Origin of the sequence: Ruegeria lacuscaerulensis, assembly GCF_013034685.1 — a bacterium.
Classification (GTDB): Bacteria; Pseudomonadota; Alphaproteobacteria; order Rhodobacterales; family Rhodobacteraceae; genus Ruegeria; species Ruegeria lacuscaerulensis_B.
In genome coordinates, this window is the sequence record NZ_WQGO01000006.1 from 119,048 (window position 1) to 136,430 (window position 17,383).

At 59.7% G+C, this 17,383-nt stretch carries 15 protein-coding genes; 5 read left to right on the forward strand and 10 right to left on the reverse strand.

The genetic code is table 11. The annotated features are described in order from the left end of the window. Positions 1–61 precede the first annotated feature (61 nt). Genes GOV80_RS15835 through GOV80_RS15845 form a run of 3 tightly spaced genes read left to right on the forward strand, consistent with a single transcriptional unit; the run spans position 62 to position 2,339 of the window. Positions 62–721 (forward strand): Tim44/TimA family putative adaptor protein, encoded by a 660-nt coding sequence (locus tag GOV80_RS15835; RefSeq protein ID WP_170771321.1) that lies wholly within the window; start codon positions 62–64, stop codon positions 719–721. After that, positions 718–1,752 carry a murein transglycosylase A gene (gene mltA, locus GOV80_RS15840; RefSeq protein ID WP_170786197.1) on the forward strand — a complete coding sequence of 345 codons (1,035 nt, stop codon included), beginning with the start codon at positions 718–720 and terminating at the stop codon, positions 1,750–1,752. Before GOV80_RS15835 ends, mltA begins: the two co-directional genes overlap by 4 nt. After that, complete coding sequence (locus GOV80_RS15845; RefSeq protein WP_170771317.1) at positions 1,752–2,339, forward strand: Smr/MutS family protein; 588 nt, start codon at positions 1,752–1,754, stop codon at positions 2,337–2,339. Before mltA ends, GOV80_RS15845 begins: the two co-directional genes overlap by 1 nt. Here the strand turns inward: GOV80_RS15845 and GOV80_RS15850 are convergent. The 3 genes from GOV80_RS15850 to hslU form a co-directional block, all read right to left on the reverse strand. Further along, positions 2,336–3,556 (reverse strand): MFS transporter, encoded by a 1,221-nt coding sequence (locus tag GOV80_RS15850; protein ID WP_170786199.1) that lies wholly within the window; start codon positions 3,554–3,556, stop codon positions 2,336–2,338. The genes GOV80_RS15845 and GOV80_RS15850 overlap by 4 nt on opposite strands. Next, the gene (locus GOV80_RS15855) at positions 3,553–4,650 is read right to left on the reverse strand and encodes an alpha/beta fold hydrolase (protein ID WP_170786200.1); all 1,098 of its coding nucleotides are present in this window, start codon (positions 4,648–4,650) and stop codon (positions 3,553–3,555) included. The genes GOV80_RS15850 and GOV80_RS15855 overlap by 4 nt, the downstream gene beginning before the upstream one ends. A 99-nt stretch (positions 4,651–4,749) precedes the next feature. Beyond that, a complete protein-coding gene (gene hslU / locus GOV80_RS15860; RefSeq protein ID WP_170786202.1) occupies positions 4,750–6,057 on the reverse strand; it encodes an ATP-dependent protease ATPase subunit HslU in 1,308 nt (435 codons plus the stop codon). A 172-nt stretch (positions 6,058–6,229) separates the two neighbouring features. Between hslU and GOV80_RS15865 the strand changes: the two genes are divergently transcribed. Beyond that, entirely contained in the window at positions 6,230–7,471 is a 1,242-nt protein-coding gene (locus GOV80_RS15865; protein ID WP_170786204.1) for an MFS transporter, read from the forward strand. Here GOV80_RS15865 and hslV read toward each other — a convergent pair. Next, on the reverse strand, positions 7,460–8,020 hold the full coding sequence (gene hslV / locus GOV80_RS15870) for an ATP-dependent protease subunit HslV (protein WP_170771306.1): 561 nt from the start codon (positions 8,018–8,020) through the stop codon (positions 7,460–7,462). The genes GOV80_RS15865 and hslV overlap by 12 nt on opposite strands. A 197-nt stretch (positions 8,021–8,217) precedes the next feature. Between hslV and GOV80_RS15875 the strand changes: the two genes are divergently transcribed. Beyond that, complete coding sequence (locus GOV80_RS15875; protein WP_170771304.1) at positions 8,218–8,412, forward strand: DUF1127 domain-containing protein; 195 nt, start codon at positions 8,218–8,220, stop codon at positions 8,410–8,412. A gap of 136 nt (positions 8,413–8,548) precedes the next feature. Here the strand turns inward: GOV80_RS15875 and trxA are convergent, their stop codons facing one another. From trxA to tsaE, 6 genes are read right to left on the reverse strand one after another with little or no spacing between them, the layout of a single operon-like run. Continuing rightward, a complete protein-coding gene (trxA, locus tag GOV80_RS15880) occupies positions 8,549–8,869 on the reverse strand; it encodes a thioredoxin (RefSeq protein WP_170771302.1) in 321 nt (106 codons plus the stop codon). A 60-nt stretch (positions 8,870–8,929) separates the two neighbouring features. Beyond that, complete coding sequence (gene addA / locus GOV80_RS15885) at positions 8,930–12,289, reverse strand: double-strand break repair helicase AddA (protein ID WP_170786206.1); 3,360 nt, start codon at positions 12,287–12,289, stop codon at positions 8,930–8,932. After that, positions 12,286–15,213, reverse strand: a complete 2,928-nt coding sequence (gene addB / locus GOV80_RS15890; protein WP_170786208.1) for a double-strand break repair protein AddB — start codon at positions 15,211–15,213, stop codon at positions 12,286–12,288. The genes addA and addB overlap by 4 nt, the downstream gene beginning before the upstream one ends. Next, positions 15,206–15,892, reverse strand: a complete 687-nt coding sequence (locus GOV80_RS15895) for a nucleotidyltransferase family protein (RefSeq protein ID WP_170786209.1) — start codon at positions 15,890–15,892, stop codon at positions 15,206–15,208. Before GOV80_RS15895 ends, addB begins: the two co-directional genes overlap by 8 nt. Continuing rightward, positions 15,889–16,893: an aminoglycoside phosphotransferase family protein gene (locus tag GOV80_RS15900; protein WP_170786211.1), complete on the reverse strand. Its 1,005-nt coding sequence runs from the start codon at positions 16,891–16,893 to the stop codon at positions 15,889–15,891. The genes GOV80_RS15895 and GOV80_RS15900 overlap by 4 nt, the downstream gene beginning before the upstream one ends. Next, positions 16,890–17,363, reverse strand: a complete 474-nt coding sequence (gene tsaE, locus GOV80_RS15905) for a tRNA (adenosine(37)-N6)-threonylcarbamoyltransferase complex ATPase subunit type 1 TsaE (protein WP_170786213.1) — start codon at positions 17,361–17,363, stop codon at positions 16,890–16,892. The genes GOV80_RS15900 and tsaE overlap by 4 nt, the downstream gene beginning before the upstream one ends. Between the last annotated feature and the right edge of the window lie 20 nt (positions 17,364–17,383).

Here is a 17,383-nt window from a genome sequence, read left to right on the forward strand (position 1 = left end):
GTCACCTACATAGTGGCAAGAGGCTGCGTATACAAAGTCGCGGTCCGATAAAGAGGATGAAATGAACGAACCGATGATCCAGTTGCTGGTCCTGGCCGGAATTGCCGTTTTCCTGATCCTGCGCCTGAAAAGCGTGCTGGGGACGCGTGAGGGTTTTGAAAAGCCTCCCGTTCAGCAGCAGCCAGACGGGCAGAATTCGCGCCGTGACTTCGAGGTGATCGAAGGCGGCCCGGATCACGACATCACCGACCACGTTGCCGAAGACAGCGAACAGGCCCAGACCCTGACCGCTATGAAGCGGGTTGAGCCCAGCTTTTCGGTGTCCGAGTTTGTTCAAGGCGCGCGCGGCGCGTATGAGATGATCGTGATGGGGTTCGAAAAGGGCAATCTGGACGAAATCCAGCCCTTCCTGTCCGAAGAGGTGTTTGACACTTTCGTCGATGTCGTCGCAGCGCGTGAAGATCAGGGCCTGACGATCGAAGCTGAATTCATTGGGGTGCGAGAAACCGCGCTGGCCGATGTAAAGTTCGACAAGGACACCAACGAGGCCGAGATTACCATGCGCTTTGTAGGTGAACTGACCTCGGTCGTGCGCGATCGCGGTGGTGATATCATCGAAGGCAACCCCAACACCGTCAAACGCCAAAAGGACAGCTGGACCTTTGCCCGCGTCATGGGCAGCGACGATCCGAACTGGCTGCTTGTTGCCACGGACGCATGATTGCTGCGCTTCGGTCGTTTTTGCTGGGGGCTGTGATGGCAACCTCTGCCAGCGCCGAAGCGACGCGTTCCATTCTGTCGTTTGACGATCTGGATGGCTGGGCCGCCGATGACCACGGGGCGGCCCTTTCAGTTTTTCTGAACACGTGTGGCGATCTGGATGACCCGGATTGGCGCGCACTCTGCAGTGTCGCGCAGACCTATGAAGCCGATGCCGCCCGATCTTTCTTTGAGCTGTTCTTCCGCCCCGTTCTGGTCGAAGATGGCAAGGACGCGTTGTTCACCGGGTATTTTGAGCCAGAATTGGACGGATCGCGCACCCGATCGGATCGGTTCCGGTATCCGCTGTACAAAATGCCGCCCGAGGCGCGCGGGGTCGAGCAATGGCTGTCACGTCGGGACCTGTTGACCAGCGATGTTTTGCAAGGTCGCGGGCTTGAGATCGCTTGGGTCGATGACCCAGTCGAGCTGCTCTTTCTGCAAATCCAGGGCTCGGGCCGTATCCGCCTGCCGGATGGCGGTGCGTTGCGGGTGGGTTATGGGGGCGCAAACGGGCATCCCTACCGCTCCATCGGGTCGGAGTTGATCCGAAAGGGCGCATTGGCCGCCCATCAGGTCAGTGCGCAGATGATCAAGACATGGGTGCGCAAGAACCCCGAGGCCGGGGCCGAGCTGCTGTTTCACAACCCCTCATACGTGTTCTTCCGCGAAGTCACCCGCGTTGCGCCCGAGCTTGGGCCTTTGGGCGCCATGAACCGATCCGTCACCACGATGCGCAGCATTGCGGCCGATCCGGGCTTCACGCCGTTGGGCGCGCCGGTTTGGGTTGAGAAGGACGGCAAGAACCCATTGCGACGGTTGATGATCGCGCAGGATACCGGTTCGGCTATCAAGGGCGCGCAGAGGGCAGATATTTTCTTTGGTACTGGTGATGAAGCGGGCCGCGCCGCGGGGCGTTTGAAAGACCCCGGACGCATGATCGTTTTACTGCCGATCCAACGCGCCTATGCACTGGCACCGGATTCGTTCTGATGGCACGGCGCAAACTCACCTCGGACGAAATCGAACTATGGCGAAAGGTCGCCAAACAGGCCGAGCGGATGCACCCCGAGATCCCGCAAACGGTGCATCCGACCACCCTGCCGAAACCGAAGCCCACCAAAACGCCAAAAGCGCGGATCGACACGTTTGAGCTTGGCCAGACCGCACCTTCTAAACCATCGCGCCATGCGCTGAAACCCTCTATTGCGGAAAGCCTGCGCGCTAGCCCGGTGCAGATGGACAACAAAGCGTTTGGTCGGATGAAGCGTGGCAAGCTCAAGCCCGAAGGCAAGCTGGACCTGCACGGAATGCGCGTGGATACGGCCCATCCGGCGTTGGTGCGCTTTGTTCTGACCGCCCAAGCGCAAGGTAAACGTCTGGTTCTGGTCGTCACCGGAAAAGGCAAGGACCGGGACGAGCCCGGCCCCATCCCCACCCCGCGCGGCGTATTGCGCAACCAAGTGCCGCATTGGCTGAGCATTCCGCCGCTGGCGCAGGCCGTGCTGCAAGTAACCCCTGCCCATATCAGTCATGGTGGCGACGGGGCGTATTACGTTTACCTGCGGCGTATCCGTTAAAAACTGCGCGCGGCGCGGGTGATCCCGATCCAGACCAACGCGCTGGCTGCGACGAAGAACGCTCCTATCCACAGGAATTGCTGATCCAGCGCGACGCGATGGTCGATCAACACTCCGGTCAGTCCCGGCCCGATGGCCGAGCCCAAGACCATCACGGCGGTTGCCATGGCCTTGATCGCACCGATGTGGCGGGTGCCATAGAACTCGGCCCAGAACGCGCTGGGCAGTGTGCTATTGGCCCCCACGGTCAAGGCCAGAAAAACCAACGCCAAACTGGCCCCCACCAACCCTGTCACAAACGAGACAAGGGCAAACCCGATCGCCATGGGCAATAGGAAATAAGGCATCATCCGCGCGGTGCCCCATTTGTCCAGAGCCCAGCCGGTTGCAAACATCGCCAGCAGGGACACAGCGGTGTAGATCGGGAACAATGCAACCAGTTCGATATGCTGCCAGCCCTTGATCTCGGCCAGATGCACCTGATGAAAGAAAAACGCGGTGATGAAGGCGGATGGTCCCAGCAATGCTGGAGCCATAAACCAGAAAAGTGGACTAAGTAGAGCCTGTTTTCGCGTCCAATGGCGCCCTTTCATCCCGGTTGAGGAATGCTCAGACGCCAGGCTTTGCGGCGTGCGTTCCTGTCGCAGCAAACGCACCAGAACCGGGATCCCTAACAGCACCATTCCAGCTGAAATCACCCAAAGTATCCGCCAATCCAGCACTGCCATCGCGGCGACGAAAATGACCGGCAGCAGCGCCTCGCCGACCGAGAACCCGACCGAGGCAATGGACAGCGCTTTGCCCCGCGTGGCGGTGAACCAGCGTGTCATTGCCACCAGGGCCAGATGCACAGACATCCCCTGCCCGAACAGGCGCAACAGAAAGATGATGATGGGTAAAAGGAACAGCCATGCGTTCAGCGCCATCGCCATCGCGGCCAAGGCCAGACCGACCAGGACAACCGGCCCCAGAACGCGCACGCGAAACATATCGGTCAGCGCCCCGGCCCAGATCATGACCACGGCCGACACTGTCGTGCCCAGCGAATAAAGTCCGCCCCACGCCCCATGGCTCAGGCCATACGCGGCGCGGATTTCGCCGGAAAAGATCGAGATGAAGAAGGTTTGCCCAAAGCTGGACAGAAATGTCAGCAAAAACCCCGCGCCCAGCCATGCTGCGTTGTCGCGCAGAAACTCGCCGGGCCGAGGCGACGTCACGGGGCGCTTACCTGTGCCTGTCCGGTTTCGGTCAGAACGATCTCGGTCGCGCCGGTCGGGTTGCGCACATTGGCCGGGGCGATGACGTCAATCCCCCGCTGCTCGGTACCGAATGTGTCGCTGACCCGGCGGGCCGATGCGATAATTGCCAGCAACGCTGGCGAGGTCGCGGCCACGAAATGCGAGGATTGCGCATCGTTATTGAAAGCGGTCGTGTCCAGAATGTTGATCTTGTATTCTGACAGCGCCTCGGCCGAACTGATATTGCCCAGACGCTCACCCTTGGTGGTGCCGCGCAGCCGGGCCGAGATATTCAGCAACTTGTCCTTTTGCGAGGTGATGACGATGAACGGATCCGGCGGTGTCTTGATCACATCCATCTGCGAGCGGAACAGATCCACGTCCAGATCCGGTGAAATCAGCACCACGCCTTCCAGATTGCGACTGGCCCAGCCTGGTTCGCGCAATTCGGCCTGTCGCATCATCTCCATCGTCAAGGCAGTGCCCATGGAATGCGCCACCAGAACCACGCGTTTGACTCCCATGGTTTTCAAGTGGCGGACGGTCTGCTCCAACCCGTCGCGGGCAAACAGCATACTGTCCAGATCATAGGCATAGCCATATCCGGTCGCCTGGCTGGGCCAGGAATAAACCATTGTGGCACCGGGAATATTCAGATCGTGTCTAAGCTGCGCGGCGCGAAACGTAGTTTCGGACTGTGTTGTGTTGTAGCCGTGAATGAAGATCGACACCTCATCCACGTTGCCCAACCGGGCTTTCAAATCGCCGGGCCCTTGTAACTCATCCACGGCAGCCATCACGAACTGCTTTTCGGGGTTTGGATTGGCGTAAGAGAAATCCAACGTTCCGGGTGTGTGATTGGGCGGGATCGAGACGGTCATTTCCAGAAACTGCAACCCATCTCCCCGCTTGAACCCGTAAGAGCCATCAGCCTCGCGCGCGCGGGTTGTGGTGGCGTAGATGGTTTGGGGTGTGCCCACATCCAAAGCCGACGGCACCGTTTCCGAGATGGTACGGTCGACGCAGGCGGTCAGAAGAGATGCAATCAAAAAAATGGAAATATAGCGCAGCACGAAAATAGCCCTCGAGGGTTTGCGCGTAGGCTAACGAATTCCTGCCGCGGGTCCAAGCGCGACGGGTTCAACCAAGCAGCGAAAATCGGCCAGTGTCTGTTACAGGACGTATCGGCTGAGGTCGGTGGATTTGGTCAGCTCACCTAGATTGTCATCCACGAACTGCGCGTTCACAGTGATTTCCGCCCCGGCCTGATCGGGTGCAGTGAACGAGAGTTCTTCGAACACACGCTCCATCACCGTATATAGCCGCCGCGCGCCGATGTTTTCGACGCTTTGGTTCACATTTGCCGCGATCTTGGCCAAAGCCGCGATGCCGTCATCGGTAAAGCTGACCGTGACTTCTTCAGTACCCATCAACGCAGTGTATTGGCGGGTCAAGGCGTTGTCGGTCTCGGTCAGGATGCGGACGAAATCCTCTTCGGTGAGCGCTCGCAGTTCCACCCGGATCGGCAGACGCCCCTGCAATTCCGGCAATAGGTCCGAGGGTTTGGCGATGTGGAATGCGCCAGACGCAATGAACAGGATGTGGTCGGTTTTCACCGGACCATGTTTGGTGGATACGGTGGTGCCTTCGATCAGGGGCAGCAGGTCGCGCTGCACCCCCTCGCGACTGACATCGCCACCGCGCGCTTCCGCGCGCGCGCAGACCTTGTCGATCTCATCCAGAAACACGATGCCGTTCTGTTCAACCGATTCCAAAGCCACGCGGTTGACCGTTTCATCGTCCAGCAGCTTGTCGGCTTCTTCCCCGATCAGCGCGTCATAGCTTTCGGCCACGGTCATGCGTTTCTTGACGGTGCGCCCGCCAAAAGCCTTGCCAAAGATATCACCCAAATTCATCATCCCCATCTGACTGCCCGGCTGTCCCGGCACGTCAAACATCGGCATCGGGTTTGAGCTGTCCGACAGTTCCAGTTCGATCACCGTATCGTCCAGTTCCCCTGCTTTCAGCTTTTTGCGGAACATCTCGCGCGTGCCCTCGCGGGCGTCTTCGCCGGCAATGGCGGTGATGACGCGATCCTCGGCGGCCTGATAGGCGCGCGCTTTCACGTCCTCGCGCATAAACTCGCGGGTCTGGATGATCGCCGCATCGGCCAGATCGCGGATGATCTGTTCCACGTCGCGGCCCACGTATCCGACCTCGGTGAACTTTGTGGCCTCGACCTTGATAAAAGGCGCGCGGGCCAGCTTGGCCAGACGGCGGCTGATCTCGGTTTTGCCGACACCGGTGGGGCCGATCATCAGGATGTTTTTGGGGTAGACCTCATCGCGGATATCATCAGCCAGCTGCTTGCGCCGCCAGCGGTTGCGCAGCGCCACGGCCACCGCGCGTTTGGCATCTTTCTGACCGATAATGAAACGGTCCAGTTCCGAGACAATCTCGCGCGGGGTCAGGTCGGTCACGGGTTGGGTCCTTTCGATCAGCGGTTTGGCTTACGTAGTCACCGCACAGGCGAAAACAACTGCGGCAGCGTTGGTTAGCAATGCGCCTGCCGGTTTGCAAATGCTTTCCATAGGTGAAACGTTTGTGCTCTGATACAATCATTTCAATATGTTGAGGGTCAGGAGCGCGCGAATGACGAAAATTGCCAAGATCACCCTGTTGTTCGTGGTGTTTGTGGACCTAATCGGACAAGGTTTGGTCTTTCCCATCATCAACTCATTGATCATGGAGACGAAATCTGGCTTCCTTCCCGACAGCACGCCGATGGGGCAGCGGCATTTCTACTATGGGCTGGTGATCGGGTGTTTCTTTTTGTCTTGGTTTCTGGGTGTGGTCTATGTCTCCAAAGTCTCGGATTCCATAGGGCGCAAGAACGCGCTTCTGGTCTGTCTGGCCGGGGCGTTGGCGGGCTATGCGCTGACGATTGCGTCGCTTTACCTCAACAGCCTTCTGCTGCTGATCATCGGGCGGTCAATCACAGGGTTCACGGCTGGCAACCAGCCCATCGCGCAGGCGGCAATGATTGATGGCAGCACGGACGCCGCCGATCGCGACCGAAACATGGGCTATATCGTGACCGGTGTCAGCTTTGGTCTAGTCGGAGGGCCCATCATAGGCGCCGTCCTGTCTGATGCGGCCCTGCTGGGCAGCGTGGCCACCCTTAAAACGCCGTTCTATGGCGCGTTTGCTCTGGTCCTGATCGCCATTTTCCTGGTGATCACCTTCTTCAAGGACACCCGCACTGAACGTGAACCCTTTGTCTTTCGCCCGCGTGATATCACCGATAGCCTGTTCGCTGTGCGCGGGCATCCGATGGTTCTGAAAATCTTGCCGGTCTATTCCTTCTTCATGATCGCCAACGTCACCTTTTACGTTTTTGTCGACAACTACCTGACCAGCCGGTTCGGCTATGGCGTGATCGGCGGCAGTATGGCGATGGTTGTGATCGGCTTTGCACTGGCCTTTTCCAGCACCTTCCTGGTGAAACCCGCGCAGGAAAGGTTCAGCAAGCACAAGATCATTTATGTCTCGCTGATCACGATGGTAATCTGCGGGCTAGCCTTTGCCTTCAGTCCCATCGGATGGCTGAGCTACGTGCCGGTGTTCTTCTTCTATTTCTTCTTCGGCGTATCCTACCCGACGCTACTGGGCCTGTTTTCCGCAAGTGTCAGCGAAACTGATCAGGGCTGGGTCATGGGCGTGACGACAGCCGTCTTCTGCCTGGCCGGAGGGGTCATGTCTCTGATCGGCGGCGGATTGATGAGCATCGACATCCGTGTGCCCTACTACATCGTCATCCTTGCGGCGATACTGGGCCTGATCGGCATGCACCGCCGCTGGAAAGGGAAGGAGATTAAGGTTTTATTGGCCTGAGATTTCCTCGACCGTCAGATTGCCGTTGGTGTAGACGCAGATATCGGCGGCAATCGCCATTGCCTCGCGGGCGACGGTTTCGGCGGGTTTGTCGCTGTCCATCATCGCGCGGGCGGCGGCCAATGCAAAATTGCCGCCCGATCCGATGGCGGCGACGTTGTGTTCGGGCTCCAGCACATCCCCTGCCCCGGTGATCACCAACAGGTCTTTGCCGTCGGTCACGATCAGCATCGCCTCAAGCTTTTGTAGGTACTTGTCGGTACGCCAATCCTTAGCTAGCTCGACCGAGGCGCGGGCCAACTGACCCGGTGTGGCCTCAAGCTTGGCTTCCAGCCGCTCGAGCAGAGTGAATGCGTCGGCGGTTGATCCGGCAAACCCTGCGACGACCTCAAACCCACCGGGGGACAGGCGGCGCACCTTGCGGGCGGTGCCCTTGATCACCGTCTGGCCCAGGCTGACCTGACCATCCCCGGCAATCACCACCTGGCCGCCTTTCTTGACGCCAATAATTGTCGTGCCATGCCAACCGGGAAAATCGCTGTCTGCCATTGGGGCCTCCGTTCTTCACTGGCCCCCTATATGGGCCGGGCGTGCGTTCAGCGCAACTCTTCTCAAACTGCTCAAAAGATATGCACTAATTGCAATTCGGGGTTACCAGACTAGCAATTGTGAGACTCGGGGATTGGTCCTACATGAGCCTCACAACCGACAAGAGGTCGGCTGTTTCAGTTAAAAGGAATGCGCAAATGGCAACCACCGCAAATATCCATGCGCCGCTCGGAGCAGCTACCATCCTGCATGTAGTGGACGCATTTTTCGGAACCTACGAAAAAGCACTAGCGTGGAATGAATCCCGCAAGACCCGCAAGCTTTTGTCGAACCTCAGCGACGCCCAATTGGACGATGTTGGCCTGTGCCGTGCGGATATCGCAAAGCTCTGATCTTTGCACCGACCACACCGTCAAGATGAGCCGCTCAGCCCCTGAGCGGCTTTTTCTTTGCGCATCCGTTTCTTTGGCTACCCATGAAAAAAGGCGCCCCGAACGAGGCGCCTTTGAATTCCGTTCGAAACCCGGGTCAGATCGAGTCTTCGATCCAGCTTTGCAGCGCGGCTTTCGGTGCCGCGCCAGCGCGGTTCGACACAACCTGACCATCCTTGAAAATGAACAGCGCAGGAATACCGCGGACGCCCATAGCAGCAGCCGAGTTGGGGTTGCTGTCCACGTCCACCTTGGCGATTTTCACCTTGCCGCCATATTCCGACGCCAGTTCTTCCAGCGCGGGGCCAATCTGCTTACAGGGGCCACACCATTCGGCCCAGAAATCGACAACAACAGGGATGTCGGAATTCTTGACTTCGGCGTCAAAGGTTTCGTCGGTTACGGCTACGGTCGACATATTCTGTCTCCTGAATGGGGTAAACTCGGGAACAGAACGTAGGGGCGCGACTTGGCAAGGTCAAGATATGTGGGCGCGTGTCAGTGCATCCGTCACAATATCGTGTGGCAACCACATAAGCTGCGCGGTACGCGTCCACAGGATCGCGGTTTTGATATTCCGACCGGGATAGATCTGCGCCAGCGCGTGCGCATAAGCTCCCATCTGCCGCAACAACCCATCAGGGCAGGTTTCGGGGCTGTTTGGTACGCTCATATTTGTTTTGAAATCAATGATCTGCACCTCGGTATCCGAGATGATCAACCGGTCGATGACCCCATGCAAACGCCGCCCGTTCAGCGTGGCCGTCACCGGAACCTCGGCCAGCGTGTCCGGCGCAAAGACTGGGCGCAGATGATCTGCGGTCAGGGCGGTTTTGGCCTCGGCCAACAGCTCGGACCTGTCTGTGTCGGACATATCCGGTAGAATGCGCGCGCAAAGCTGTGGCCAGTTTTCCGGCGGAGTCGACGGCAAATGCTCCAGCAGCAGATGCAGGCGCGTGCCACGCAGCTTTGCGGCCTCTTCATCCTGCCCTATTTCGCCGGGCAATGCCTTGGGCCCACCCAAATCTGATGGGCTGAGCGTGTCCGGTTCAACTTCGGGCGCGTCCGGGTTCGAACGGAACACTTCGGGCAAAGTCTGCTCTGCAACGCGCGTGTCTTTGTGCTCGGTTTCTGGCAATCCATCCCAGTCCCCATGCGCTAATCGCAGGGTGCCGGTGCCTTCGATGGCGACGGCTCCTGCCCGTTCCATGGCAGCCTTCACCATTTGATACCAACTGGTCCCATCCGTTCCGACATCCCCGGCTGCGGCTACGATTAACCATTTTTCTGCTCGTGTTAGAGCCACATAGAGCAGGCGCAACCGTTCATTCTCTTCCCGCTCCCGGGCCTGCGCCCGCGCGCGGACAATCAGGCTGGGTGAGGCATCGGCTGGCAGCTTCCAAACCGGAATATCGTCACCCACCATAATCTCGGCATCGCGCGGGGCCTGTCGTTTGCCGGTATCTGGCAGGATCACGATGGGCGCCTCCAGCCCTTTCGAGCCATGCACCGTCATGACGCGGATCATATTGCCGACGCCGCTCATCTGTCGTTTGATTTCCAGATCGTCGGTCTGCATCCAGACAAGGAATCCGGTCAGACTGGGAATATCCGTGCGCTCATAGGCAAGCGCCTGCGACAGCAGCGCATTGATGCCATCCTCAGCCTCGGCCCCCAGACGACCCAGCAATTTGCGCCGCCCGTCATGGCGCGTCAGGATGCGTTCGATCAGGTCATAGGGGCGCAGAAAGTCGATCTGGCGGCGCAAATCGTTGAGAACCTCAAGCGTTTCAGGAAAGTCATCCGCGCGATGGCGCAAAGCCGCCCATAGAAATTGTTCCTGCCGCCGATGGGCCAGATCAAAGAGCTGTTGCTCGCTCCACCCGAATAGCGGAGATTTCAGCACGGTCGCCAGCGAAAGGCTGTCCTCGGGCGTGGCCAGAAAGCTCAGCAAGGCGGCAAGGTCTTTCACAGCCAGCTCTGCGCCGACCTTCAGCCGGTCCGCCCCTGCGATGGGCAGGTGCAGGGACTTGCAGGCGCGGATGATCTCGGCAAACAGGTCGGATCGGCGCTGCACGAGGATCAGGAAATCGCCCGGCTGCACCCTGCGGCGCACGAATGTGCCGGGGATGTCGCCATCCTCGGGGATGGTTTCGCCCGAGTCGATCATCGTTTTGATGGACTGCGCAACCTGCTCAGCCAAAATAACAGTGTGATGGCGCGCGCCAGGTCGGTCGACCGGGTCGGTCCAGTCGGCATCCTCATCCGCTTCGACCTTTTCCACCACGGGCCAAAGATCCACCCGGCCAGGCAAGTCCGCTTTAAAAGCCCGGTGCTGGCTTTCTTTGTGAAACCCGGCCTCGGTCCGGTTTTCGAACAGGATATCGACCAGAGACAAGATCGCACTGGAGGACCGGAAGGAATATTCCAACGTCGAATCCCACAGTTTAGAGCCTGATTCTTTCAGCCGCCGCCCAAACTCTCGCTGCATGCGATCGAACGCGGCAGGGTCCGCGCCCTGAAAGGAATAGATCGACTGTTTCTTGTCGCCGACCACAAAGATCGTGCGCTCGACCCCGGACCGGGCCCCTTCCCCGCTGGTGAATTCCTGCGCCAGTTTCTCGACCACGTCCCATTGGTCGGGGCTGGTGTCCTGCGCCTCGTCCACCAGAATATGGTCGATGCCGCCGTCCAGCCGGTACAGCACCCATTCGGCCACCGCTGGGTCGTTCAGCACTTGCCGCGCGCGCAGGATCAGGTCGTCGAAATCCAGCCAGCCGCGCAACTGTTTACGACGCTCATATTCGGGCAGGAAGGCGGCGGCAAAACGGTGCAACACATGGGTTTTGCGCGCGGCGACCAGCGCCAACCTCTGTTCGCGCGCGTCCTCGATGCGCAGCATCAGGGCCTCAAGCTTTGGCATTTGGTCGGCCAATGCGCCTTCGCGCAGGGCCTTGGTCGGAAAGCTGTTGATCTTGGCCGAAAATGGCTCCTTGGCAGCCTTACCCGTCAGGAAAACGCCTTCGAGGATTGGCAGGCTGCCCAATCGCGGCTCGGTAAAGGCGGCCAGTTTTGCGGCAGCCTTGGCGTTGTTGCCGCCGCTCTCGGACAGTGCCGGCAGGATCGAGCGGATCAGATCGACCTCACCGCCCAGAAAGACCTTGCTCAACAATGCGTCTTCGTCAAACCCGTCGGGCAGGTCAAATTTGCCCAGAATGTCGCCCCAGTCCAACGCGTTTGCGAAAAGGTTTCGTTTCTGGGTCACGGCAGCTGTCAGAGCGTCAAATCCAGAGTCGGTGACGAACCGGGCCACATCCTCGATCAATCCGGCCTGCGGTCCCGCGGCGAAATCTTCGACGATTTCTTCGCGCAGCAAGGCGGCGGCGCGGTCTTCCATCTCAGAGAATTGCGGGCTGACTTCGGCCTCAAGCGGGAATCGGCGCAGCAACGCCGCGCAGAACGAATGGATCGTTTGGATCTTCAACCCGCCCGGCGTTTCGATGGCGCGGGCAAACAAAGTACGCGCCTGCGCCAGGCGATCCTGGTCGATCATCCCCGCCACGCCCAGATCGGTCAGCTGTCTGCGCAACGGGTCATCACCCAGCATCGCCCATTCGCCAAGGCGTTTGAACAGGCGGTTCTGCATCTCGCTGGCGGCAGCTTTGGTGTAGGTCAGGCACAAGATGTGCTGCGGCTGCACGCCGTCCAGCAAAAGTCGTGCCACCCGGTCTGTCAGAACCCGCGTCTTGCCCGAGCCCGCATTCGCTGCCAACCAGGTCGAGGCATCAGGCCGCGCTGCCTGCACCTGCCGTTCGGTGGCGTCGTTGCGGGCGCTCATGACAGATCCTCGGGCTTGGTCTCGGCGGTTCGGTCCCACTCGCCAAAACGGGCAAGGTGATCGTAGTCCCCGATATCCGTATCCTTGTGCAACATTCGCCGTGACGAGAACCCCTGATCAGGCTCTAAATAGGCAGAAATAAGTTCTTTTAATTCAGCCAGCACCTTGTCTGTCGGCTCCTTCGCCAAGGGCGCGGGCACCTCTTTGTAGCTTCCGCCCATGCCGATAAACACCGCCTCGGCCACGGGCAGAGGGTCAAACCCTTCGATCCCGCCCTGCTCGGCCATGGCGGCTTCGATCAACAATTGCTTGTCGAACTTGGCTTGCTGACTTTCGGTGGGCGCAGTCCCGGTTTTATAGTCGATCAACCGCACAGCGCCGCGCGTGTTCAGGTCGATCCGGTCGGCCCGACCAACGATCGTGACATCCAACGGGGCGAGGACAAGTTTCATCGCCGCTTCGAACGCCACCGGCCCGCCATCGCCCCTGCGCGCGGTTTCAGCAGCCAGAAAATCGTCGGCAATACGCTCCAAACGCGCCAGCCACAATTTGCGTGCGGTTGGCCAGGCGACATGCTGATCCAACAGCATTTCGGCGCGTTTCAGAAAGTTCTCACGGTTTAGCAAAGCCGTGTCCAGAACACTGTCTTTCACGAAATGTTCGAGGATTTCATGAATCACGATCCCGCGCAGCAAGGCATCCGGCGCTTGCACCAATGGGTCCAGAGGTTTCAGCCGCAGCACATGTTTCGCATAAATCGCATAAGGATCGCGGATCAGGCGCTTGATCTCGGTGACGCTCAAGCGACGGGGTCGCGACGCGACGGGCGGGCGCGGTGAGGGGCGCGCTGCCGCTTTGATCTCAGGTGCATGCTCCAGCTGTTCCGACCAACTCAACCATTGGCCGCCCCGGTCGCGCATCTTGGTAAGCGCCGTGCGTCCGCCCTGATCCGGCAAGCCCTGCAACAGATTGGTCAACCGGTTCAACCAGCGCGACGGCACGGTTTCGGCGTCGTCCGAGCGGGTGGCGCGGGTCAACCAGACCTCGGGCGCGCCGATGGCCTGCTGGAAATCGTGTGCCGATAGGCCGATCCGCCGTTCCGGTAGCAACAGACCAACCTTGTTGCGCATCTGCCGGCTCAACCACGGGTCCGGGGCTGGGGCCTCGGGCCAGCTGCCCTCGTTCAAACCGCCCAGGATCAGCAGATCGGCCCCTTGAACCCGCGCCTCAAGCGTACCCCAGATCATGATCCGGGGATGCGGCGCGTCACGGTCGCGAACCTCTTCCCCCGCCAGCAGCGCACCCAACAGATCGGCGAAATCATGCGCCGTCATTTGGCCGCCATGGCCGGACTCATCCTCAAGCGCAGTCAGAACGGCCAGCGCTTTTTGACCTGCGTTCTTATCCCAAATCGGACCGCTTTCGCCGGAGCTGCCGGTCGAGATCGCCTCGGCCAGACGACGCAAACGAGTGACCCATTCGGACAACGGCAATTCGCCCGAGATCTGTTGATCGCAGAAATGCCGGATCAACCATTGGATCCAGCCCTCAGACACTTCTTTGCGGATCGCAAAGGCGGTCAGGCTGGGCCCGTCTGGAAAAGGAGGACCATGGCGACGCAAATCCAATTCCAGATCGCGGGTGTGCAGCAAATGCGCACCCCGCTCATCACCACCGTGGCACAAAGGATGTTTCAGCAGCGTCAAAAGCGCCTCACCATCCAGCCGCCGGGTAAACAGGCCCGCCACATGGCGCAGGAACCGACCGGGCGGGGACAGTTGCAAGGGCAGACCCGCACTGTCGTCGGGTGTGATGTTCCAACGATCCAGAGCAGCGCTGACCTGTCGGGTCAACATCCTGTCCGGCGTGATCAGCGCCGCAGTTTGACCCGTTTCTGCCGCCTGTCGCAGCCGAAGCGCGATGGCCAAGGCTTCGCTGCGCGGAGATTGCGCCTCAACCAGGGTCAGGTCTGCGGTGGCCTCGGTCAAATCCGTCAGTTGCGGACCCTCGGTCATCCACGCATCCGTTATTGGCGCTGGGCGCAATGCCAGTGACACCAGCCGATTGCGCGGGGCTGAGGGTGGGGCATCCCGCGTCCAGCGTTCAATCTGATCGGGCCGCAGATCCAACATCGTCATCAGTTTGCGAAACCGGTATTGCGGGTGATCTTCCGAGGTCAACGCTTCATCCAGCCGGGTCCAGACGGCATCGGGTTGGTCAAAATCATATCCGGGCAGAATCAACGCGCCTTGCGGTAGGCGGGCGATTGCTTCCATCAGCATCAGCGTCGTCCCACGCGACCCGGTTGACCCCGCAAGAATGACCGGATGTTGCGGCGGTTCCACCTGCCAACGCGCGATCAGGTTTTCGACAACGCGACGTTGTCGCGCCTGTGCGTCCAGAGCATTATCGCCAGTGTCCACGAACCTGTCGGCAATACCGATAAACGCCTGAGCGCGGGCCCAATGGCCAGACATGTCGCTGACATCCAACTGCCGGATCGCCTCGGGGGAAACGCCTTCGCCCTGCATCTCGTCAATCAAGGCGGCCAGGCTGTCGGACAGATCAAACAGCGAGGACCGCGCCGCCAGATCGGGCTGTTGTTCCAGCAGTTTCGAAACCAGTTGAGTCAGTTCCAACCGTCGTCTCAGTGCTGGAATCGCGGGCGGAATCTGCGCAAGATTAATGCTTTCGCCCAGATCCGTGACCAGCGAAAGTCGCGGTAGCAAGCACGCGGGCCCTTTATCGAACAGGTCGCGAACCCTTCGCGCCATCCGCCGCGTGTTGACGACAAGTTGTACGCGAGCCAGCGCCTCGGGCGGTTGGCCGGTGCTGCGTGAGTGCAATCCCGCCACCAGCGCCTTGGGAAAATCCGAACCCGGTGGAACGGCAAAAACGCGCGGAGCCGTGGAGGGGTCAAACATCGGCAATCAACCCTTCGGCCAGCGCGATACCCTCTGGATGGCCTACATCGCACCATCGGCCAGGATAGGTCAGTGAAAACAGACGGTTGTCGCTGTGCATCCGGTCCCACAGCAGGTTCAGGGAAAAGGATGTCTGAGGGATATCCATCAGACCTTCAGTTTTCAAAATCTGCGCCCCGCCATAGATCAATCCGGGCCCGCGCGAGATGCGCCCATCCGCATCTGCGGTGAAATCTCCAGTGCCGGTGTAGCCCAAGGTTTGTGCCACAGGTACGCACATCAACAGCGCGTCCATTCGATCTGGGTCCCATGCCTTACGCAAAAGTGTTAACGGATTTGGGCCGGACCAGATTGCATCGGGATTCAGAGTGAACACCGGCTCCGGCCCCAGCATCGGCAGAGCGGCGCGCAATCCGCCCCCTGTTTCAAGGATGTCGTCTGTTTCGTAAGTCAGCGTCACACCTTTCGGTGCCAAATGCGCCTCAAGCTGCTCGGGCAGATAGTGCAGGTTGGCGACGATCCGCTGAGGGTTGATCGCATCAACCAGCTCTAGTGCATGGTCGATCAACGCCCGACCCGAAACTTCGATCAGCGGTTTGGGTCTATCTTTGGTCAGCGCGCCCATACGGGTCCCGAACCCGGCGGCGAATACCATCACAGCGTCGGGTGATTGCGTCATTTCTGTCGTAGCCTGTTCAGGTTTTCTTCGGTGGGCGCGGGCAGGGCGCTGCGCAGCAGATCAGCCACGCCGACCAGCGCGGGATGCTCTAGATCGCGCATCAAATGCGCCCATGTGGCCGGGATCAGGTCCACGTATTGGGGCTTGCCGTACTCCGTGGCCAGCCGGGCAAAACCACCCAGAATACGTAGGTTTCTTTGCGCCCCCAGCACCGTATAAGCGGTGCGGAAGTCATGATCGTTCACTCCGGTCTGCGAGATATAGTGATCAATCATACGCATCTCGGTTCCCAAGGATACGTCGCGACGAATGTCTTGCAACAAGGACACCAGATCATAAGCCGGATGCCCCAGCATCGCGGTTTGGAAATCCAGCAGGCCCACGCGTTTTACCCCGTTTCGGTCGGGCAGCCAAATCAGATTCTCGGCGTGGTAATCGCGCTGGACCACAACCTTTGGTCCCGATGTTTCCTGGTGCAGGATGTCGGCAAAGCGATGCTCAAACCGGCTACGCGCGTCTTGATCATGCGCGCCAAGAATGACCTGCGCGTATTTGGTGAAGGACAGCGCCGACAACTCGGCCATCAGCGAGGGACCGTAAGACGGCAGGGACAGTGTTGGTGCCGCGTGCAGTGTGATCAGAACGTCCGTAGCAGCCTGATAGAGCTCCCGTTCCATCACAGGGCGGGTTTCTAGGACACGCGCGAATAGGTCATCGCCCAAATCTTCCAACAGAAGGAACCCGAACTCGGTGTCCTCAGCGTAGATCTCGGGCGCGCTTAACCCGGTCGCGCGCAGGTGGTGCGCCATCCGCACAAACGCTTCGACCGGTTCGGCTTGACCGGGGGGGGAATCCATCAGCACGGCCGTTGCCCCTGTCTCGGGATTGGTAAGCCGCTCGTACCTGCGGTTCGAGGCATCCCCGGCCAAGGGCGCGCGCAGAGCATTCGCCCAAGGTGTCTGCGCGATCAGCGCTTCGGCTAGAATGGCGCGGTTTGTCATGTGATCGCCTCCGGCAATTCAGCCCAGCGCGGGTCCGACCAACTGATCGTCAGATGGCGTTTATCCAGTGTATCAGGGTCTGTTTCAAACTTTAGCGTCAGAGCTGAGGCCGGTCTCAACGGCCCCAGTTTGTTTGGCCATTCGATCAGGCTGATCGCGGTTTCGAATGCGTCGGTCAGACCCAGTTCCTCGACCTCTTCCAGTGCGCTGAGCCGGTAGAGGTCGCAGTGCCATATCTCGCCCAAGGAGGTGTCATAGACCTGCACAAGCGTGAAGGTGGGCGAGGGGACATCTTCGGGGTGGGTCATCACGGATTGGATCAGACTGCGCGCGAAATGTGTCTTGCCGCTGCCGATCTCGCCGTCCAGCAACAGAACGTCGCCGGGGCGCAGCACGCGGCCCAGTAAAACCGCCAATCGGGCGGTTTCCTCGGGCGAATTCAGGGTGATTACATGGGGCGCGCTTGTCATGGCGCCACAATGGCCTTGCG

Bases quoted from the DNA above. Each gene is read 5' to 3' on its own strand.
- GOV80_RS15845 (WP_170771317.1), top strand. From the start codon at position 1,752: ATGGCACGGCGCAAACTCACCTCGGACGAAATCGAACTATGGCGAAAG.
- tsaE (WP_170786213.1), bottom strand. From the start codon at position 17,363: ATGACAAGCGCGCCCCATGTAATCACCCTGAATTCGCCCGAGGAAACC.
- hslV (WP_170771306.1), bottom strand. From the start codon at position 8,020: ATGGCAGACAGCGATTTTCCCGGTTGGCATGGCACGACAATTATTGGC.
- GOV80_RS15875 (WP_170771304.1), top strand. From the start codon at position 8,218: ATGGCAACCACCGCAAATATCCATGCGCCGCTCGGAGCAGCTACCATC.
- GOV80_RS15900 (WP_170786211.1), bottom strand. From the start codon at position 16,893: ATGACAAACCGCGCCATTCTAGCCGAAGCGCTGATCGCGCAGACACCT.
- addB (WP_170786208.1), bottom strand. From the start codon at position 15,213: ATGTTTGACCCCTCCACGGCTCCGCGCGTTTTTGCCGTTCCACCGGGT.
- addA (WP_170786206.1), bottom strand. From the start codon at position 12,289: ATGAGCGCCCGCAACGACGCCACCGAACGGCAGGTGCAGGCAGCGCGG.
- GOV80_RS15895 (WP_170786209.1), bottom strand. From the start codon at position 15,892: ATGACGCAATCACCCGACGCTGTGATGGTATTCGCCGCCGGGTTCGGG.
- GOV80_RS15835 (WP_170771321.1), top strand. From the start codon at position 62: ATGAACGAACCGATGATCCAGTTGCTGGTCCTGGCCGGAATTGCCGTT.
- mltA (WP_170786197.1), top strand. From the start codon at position 718: ATGATTGCTGCGCTTCGGTCGTTTTTGCTGGGGGCTGTGATGGCAACC.
- trxA (WP_170771302.1), bottom strand. From the start codon at position 8,869: ATGTCGACCGTAGCCGTAACCGACGAAACCTTTGACGCCGAAGTCAAG.
- GOV80_RS15865 (WP_170786204.1), top strand. From the start codon at position 6,230: ATGACGAAAATTGCCAAGATCACCCTGTTGTTCGTGGTGTTTGTGGAC.